Origin of the sequence: Methanocrinis sp. (assembly GCF_049974945.1) — an archaeon.
Taxonomy (GTDB): Archaea; Halobacteriota; Methanosarcinia; order Methanotrichales; family Methanotrichaceae; genus Methanocrinis.
Genome location: NZ_JBNGCU010000114.1, coordinates 1 through 1,078, shown reverse-complemented (window position 1 = coordinate 1,078; position 1,078 = coordinate 1). Strand labels below are relative to the sequence as shown.

2 protein-coding genes are annotated in these 1,078 nt (G+C 61.5%); both read right to left on the bottom strand.

All coding sequences use genetic code 11. The annotated features are described in order from the left end of the window. Positions 1-19 precede the first annotated feature (19 nt). On the bottom strand, positions 20-232 hold the full coding sequence (locus ACP5EL_RS09175; protein WP_428402211.1) for a type II toxin-antitoxin system HicB family antitoxin: 213 nt from the start codon (positions 230-232) through the stop codon (positions 20-22). A gap of 189 nt (positions 233-421) precedes the next feature. Beyond that, positions 422-1,078 (bottom strand): HsdM family class I SAM-dependent methyltransferase (locus ACP5EL_RS09170; RefSeq protein WP_428402210.1); only part of this gene is annotated, 657 nt, incomplete at its 5' end.

Below are 1,078 nucleotides of genomic sequence, written 5' to 3'. Positions count from 1 at the left end.
TTTTCTGCCAGATGCGGGTTTAAGTCCCGGCAACCCTCGCCACCTCAAAGGTGGTCACGAAGGGTCTTTCAGACCTATCCAGGGGGAACTCCTCCAGGCGGAGCTCCGTTGTCTCCTTCAGGTGCTCCACGGCCTCCTCTATCGTCTCCCCCTGGCTGGCGGTGCCGACCTCGGGACATTCGGCGACGTAAACGTCCTCTTCTTTATGGACAACGACGGTTAGGGTGACCACGGTCGATCGCCTCCTTTTGGGTCGTTGGGCCCCTTGCGATAAGTAGTCTTTTGTCATTCAGCCTTCCTCTCCAGAATCGCAAGAATGCGGGGCATCTGCGGCCGCTGGCGCCGAGGGGCGCGGGCTCTCGGGCGGCGCCGGGAGGGGAGGATGCTGCCGGAGGCGGCGAATCGGATGAGGGGGCCGGATCTACCCGACTGTTGGCCCCTCCTTCTCTTCGAGATCCTCGCTGATGCTCAAAAACTGCTCCAGCGCCGACTGGAGGTTCTCGACGATCTCCTGAGCCAGGACCTCGGGCTCGGGGAGGTTCTCGGAGTCTTCGAGGCTCTCGTCTTTCAGCCAGAAGATGTCCAGGTTCGCCTTGTCCCGCTGCATCAGCTCGTCGTAAGAAAAGGACCTGAACCTCTCCGTCTCCTTCCTCTCGTGCCGGTTCTCGGGGTTGTAGCATTCGATGAAGTCCTGGAGGTCCTCAACGCCGAGGGGATTTGTCTTGAGGGTGAAGTGCTTGTTTGTCCGGAGGTCGTAGATCCAGAGCCGGTCGGTCCAGGGGGTCTTGCTCGCGCCCTTCCGGTCGAAGAAGAGGACGTTGGCCTTGACGCCCTGGGCGTAAAAGACGCCGGTGGGAAGCCGCAGGAGGGTGTGGACGTCGCACTCGTGAAGGAGGCTCCTTCTCACCGTCTCGCCGGCCCCGCCCTCGAAGAGGACGTTGTCGGGGACGACAATGGCGGCCTTGCCGTTGATCTTGAGGAGGCTTTTGACGTGCTGGAGGAAGTTGAGCTGCTTGTTCGAGGTGGTGGCCCAGAAGTCGGCCCTCTCGTAGCTGAGGGTCTGGCGTTCGACCTTGTC